At 70.0% G+C, this 4,547-nt stretch carries 3 protein-coding genes and 1 pseudogene; all 4 read left to right on the plus strand.

Annotated features, from left to right (window positions below; genetic code table 11):
- A partial coding sequence (locus RMO12_RS15025; RefSeq protein ID WP_309639892.1) for a ComEC/Rec2 family competence protein occupies positions 1–1,075 on the plus strand: 1,075 nt, incomplete at its 5' end.
- A pseudogene (locus tag RMO12_RS15030) lies at positions 1,026–1,802 on the plus strand (transglutaminase N-terminal domain-containing protein); the annotation flags it as partial. The gene RMO12_RS15025 and the pseudogene RMO12_RS15030, both read left to right, overlap by 50 nt.
- Positions 1,803–1,985: 183 nt before the next feature.
- Positions 1,986–3,401: a circularly permuted type 2 ATP-grasp protein gene (locus RMO12_RS15035; protein WP_309639894.1), complete on the plus strand. Its 1,416-nt coding sequence runs from the start codon at positions 1,986–1,988 to the stop codon at positions 3,399–3,401.
- A gap of 13 nt (positions 3,402–3,414) precedes the next feature.
- Positions 3,415–4,377 (plus strand): alpha-E domain-containing protein, encoded by a 963-nt coding sequence (locus RMO12_RS15040; RefSeq protein ID WP_309639893.1) that lies wholly within the window; start codon positions 3,415–3,417, stop codon positions 4,375–4,377.
- The last annotated feature ends 170 nt before the right edge of the window (positions 4,378–4,547 follow it).

A 4,547-nucleotide genomic window follows, 5' to 3' on the forward strand; every position in this document is an offset into this window, starting at 1 on the left:
GCTGCTGCGCTGGCTCGCGTCGCCCGGCTGGGCGGTCTGGTCGGTGCCGGCGGCGCCACCCTGGGCGGTGGCCGTGGCGCTGGCCGGCGGTGCGTTGGCGCTGCTGCCCCTGCCGTGGCGCGTGCGCGCGCTCGGGCTGCCGATGTTGCTGCCGCTGCTGGCGCCGCACGTCGAGCGGCCGGCCGAGGGTGCCTTTGAGCTGATCGCCGTCGACGTCGGCCAGGGCAATGCCGTGCTGCTGCGCACCGCGCGACACACCTTGCTCTACGACGCCGGTCCGCAGTATTCGCGCGAAGCCGACGCGGGCGAGCGCGTGCTGCTGCCGCTGCTGCGTGCGCTCGGCGAGGCGCGGCTCGACACCTTGCTGCTCAGCCACCGCGACACCGACCATGTCGGCGGCGCCGCAGCGCTGCTGCGCGGCTTGCCGGTGGTGCAACTGCTCAGCTCGCTGGAGAGCACGCATGCGCTGCTGGCGCTGGCCCTCGAGCGCGGCGCCGCCGTGCAAGCCTGCGCCGCCGGGCAGCGATGGCAATGGGACGGCGTGGAGTTCGAGCTGCTGCACCCGAGCGCGCAAGCGCTGCAGCAGGCCGAACTGCACAAGGCGCGGCCCAACACGCTGAGCTGCCTGCTGCGCGTGCGCGGCCAGTGGGGCGGCACGGCGCGCACCGCACTGCTCACCGGCGACCTCGAACGCGCGCAGGAGCAGCGCCTCGTGGCCGAGCACGGCGCGGCGCTGGCCAGCGACGTGATGCTGGTGCCGCACCATGGCAGCAAGACCTCGTCGAGCGCGGGCTTCCTCGACGCCGTGGCGCCGCGCATTGCGCTGGTCCAGGCCGGCTACCGCAACCGCTTTGGCCACCCCGCGGCCGAGGTACTGGCGCGCTACCAGGCGCGCGGCATCGCCGTCGTTGACAGCGCGCACTGCGGCGCCTGGCGCTACGGCGCCGAGGGTGCGACGTGCTGGCGTCGCGAGGCAGGGCGCTACTGGCACGCCCCCGGACATCCGCCCGACGCTGCCCTGTCCGATGGCTTGGAAGTTGCTTCTCCCCCGGACCCGGTCGACGCCACCGACTAAAACACAACGAGGGAGCCCCGCCTTGGCGATCCATGTCGCGCTGAACCACGTCACGCACTACCGCTACGACCGCGACGTCGCAATCGGGCCGCAGACCGTGCGCTTGCGCCCGGCGCCGCATTGCCGCACGCCGATCTGCGGCTTCACGCTGCGCATCGAGCCCGCATCGCATTCGGTCGCGTGGGAGCGCGACACCTACGGCAACCATCTCGCGTGCCTGCGGTTTGCCGAGCCGGCCAGGGAGTTGCGCATCAGCGTGGCGCTGGAGGCGCAGGTCGACGCTTTCAATCCCTTCGACTTCGTGGTCGATTCGCAGGCCGAGGCTTTCCCTGTCGATTACCCGGCGGCGCTGGCACGCGAACTCGCGCCCTATCTGCAAAGGGACCAACCCACGCCGGGCCTGCGCGACTTCCTGGCCGGTGCGCCCGCTGCCGGTGAGCCCACGCTCGACGTGGTGGTGGGCCTGAACCAGCGCGTGCATCAAGCCACGCGCTACGAGGTGCGCATGGAGCCCGGCGTGCAAACGCCGGAACAAACGCTGGTGCGTGCGGCCGGCTCGTGCCGCGACTCGAGCTGGCTGTTGGTGCAGTTGTTGCGCCAGTGGGGGCTGGCGGCGCGCTTCGCCTCCGGCTACCTGATCCAGCTCGCCGCGCCCGATGGCCCCCGCGCCGACGGCGCCGATCTGCACGCCTGGTGCGAGGTCTACCTGCCCGGCGCCGGCTGGGTCGGCCTGGACCCGACCTCGGGCCTGCTGGCCGGTGCAGGCCACATACCGCTCGCTTGCGCGCCCGAGCCCGGCGCGGCCGCGCCGGTGAGCGGCGCGGTCGGCGTGAGCGAGGTCGAGTTCAGCCACACCATGACGGTGGAGCGCATCGCCCACGACGGCGATGCGCCGCCCGGCTACGACGAAATGCACCACCGCGGACAGGCCGTGCGCGAGCACTACAGCGGCTACGACCAGTGGCTCGGCGCGCAAGCAGCCGAGGCGATGCAAGGGCGTCGTGAAGAGGCCGAGCTGATCTTTCGCCGCGTCGGCATCACCTTCGCGGTCTATGGCGCCAAGGACGAAGACGGCGCCGGCAGCGAGCGGCTCATTCCCTTCGACCTCATACCGCGCATCATTGCCGCGCACGAATGGCGCGAGCTGGAGCGCGGCCTCGAGCAACGCGTCCACGCGCTCAACCGTTTCTTGCACGACGTCTATCACGGGCAAGACATCCTGCGTGCGGGCATCGTGCCCGCCGACCAGGTGCTGCACAACGCGCAGTTCCGCCCCGAGATGATGGGCGTGGACGTGCCCGGCGGGGTCTACGCGCACATCGCCGGCATCGACATCGTGCGCGCCGGCCAGGCCGACGGCTCGGGGCGCTACATGGTGCTCGAGGACAACCTGCGCGTGCCCAGCGGCGTGAGCTACATGCTCGAGAACCGCAAGATGATGATGCGGCTGTTTCCCGACCTGTTCGCCACGCACCGGGTGGCGCCGGTCGCGCACTATCCCGACCTGCTGCTCGACACCCTGCGCGCGGTGGCGCCGGCCGGCGTCAACGAGCCGACCGTGGTGGTGCTGACGCCCGGCATGTACAACAGCGCCTACTTCGAGCATGCCTTCCTGGCGCAGCAGATGGGCGTGGAGCTGGTCGAGGGGCAGGACCTGTTCGTCAAGGAGAACCACGTCTACATGCGCACCACGCAGGGCGCGCGGCGCGTCGACGTGATTTACCGGCGCGTCGACGACGACTTCCTCGACCCGAGCGCGTTTCGCGCCGGCTCCACGCTCGGCTGCGCCGGCCTGCTCTCGGTCTACCGCGCCGGCAACGTGGCGCTGTGCAACGCCATCGGCACCGGCGTGGCAGACGACAAGTCGATCTACCCGTACGTGCCGAAGATGATCGAGTTCTATCTCGGCGAGAAACCCATCCTGGAAAACGTGCCGACGCACGTGTGCCGCGAGCCCGACGAGCTGGCCTACGTGCTGGCCCACCTCGCCGAGCTGGTCGTCAAGGAAGTGCATGGCGCCGGCGGCTACGGCATGCTGGTCGGGCCGGCGGCGAGCAAGGCGGAGCTCGGGGCGTTTCGCGCGCAGCTCATCGCCAACCCGTGCAACTACATCGCGCAGCCGACCCTGGCGCTCTCGACCTGCCCGACCTACGTGCAAGCCGGCATCGCGCCGCGCCACATCGACCTGCGGCCCTTCGTGCTGTCGGGCCGCGCGGTGCAGATGGTGCCTGGCGGACTCACGCGGGTGGCGCTGCAGCAAGGCTCGCTGATCGTCAACTCGTCGCAGGGCGGCGGGACCAAGGACACCTGGGTCCTCGAGGCCTGAGGAGAGAACGCCCATGCTGTCGCGAACCGCCGATCATTTGTTCTGGATGGCGCGCTACACCGAGCGAGCGGAGAACACCGCCCGCATGCTCGACGTGAACTACCAGACCTCGCTGCTGCCGCAGTCGAACGAGGCGGCCGAACAAGGCTGGCGTGGCCTGCTCAGCATCAGCGAGCTGACGGCCGACTACCACCATCGCCACGACCGCATCCGGGCGCGCGAGGTGATGGACTTCATGGTGCGCGACGACACCAACCCGTCGAGCATCCATTCGTGCCTGCGCGCCGCGCGCGAGAACGCACGTGCGGTGCGTGGCGCGCTCACCACCGAAGTGTGGGAGACCGCCAACCGAACCTGGCTCGAGTTCGAGGGCCAGGTGGCGGGCGGCGCCTGGCAGCGCGACCCGGCGGAGTTCTTCGAGTGGGTGAAGTTTCGCTCGCACCTGTCGCGCGGTGTCACCTTGGGCACGATGCTGCAGGACGAGAGCTTTCACTTCCTGCGCCTGGGCACCTTTCTCGAGCGCGCCGACAACACCGCACGGCTGCTCGACGTGAAGTTCCACGCCGCCGACAACGAGTTCTTCGGCGCCCGGCGCGGGCCGCAGCGCGAGCCGGTCGAGATCGACTTCTATTACTGGAGCGCAATCCTGCGTTCGGTGTCGGGCTTCGAGGTCTATCGCAAGGTCTATCGCAACGTGATCCGGCCCGAGAAGGTGGCCGAGCTGCTGATCCTGCGGCCCGACATGCCACGCTCGCTGGCGGCGTGCATGAACGAGGTGGTGGCGAACCTGGAACACTTGGCCAACGAGCACAGCGGCGAGACCCTGCGCCGCGCCGGGCGACTGCGCGCCGACCTCGGCTTCGGGCGCATCGACGAGATCCTGGCGACGGGGCTGCACGCTTTCCTGACCCAGTTTCTGGATCGGGTCGGAGATCTCGGCATGGGCATCAGCCGGGATTTCCTGGTGCCGGCTTAGGCGGCTTCGATTTGACTGGGAAAAGCAGTCTGCAAACGGCCCGTCGGCGATTTTCAGCGTGCGGGTTGCGGGTTGCGGGCAAGGGCAAGGGCAAGGGCAAGGGCAAGGGCAAGGGCAAGGGCAAGGGCAAGGGCAAGGGCAAGGGCAAGGGCAAGGGCAAGGGCAAGGGC

It is taken from the genome of Methylibium sp. (assembly GCF_031393925.1).
Classification (GTDB): Bacteria; Pseudomonadota; Gammaproteobacteria; order Burkholderiales; family Burkholderiaceae_C; genus Methylibium.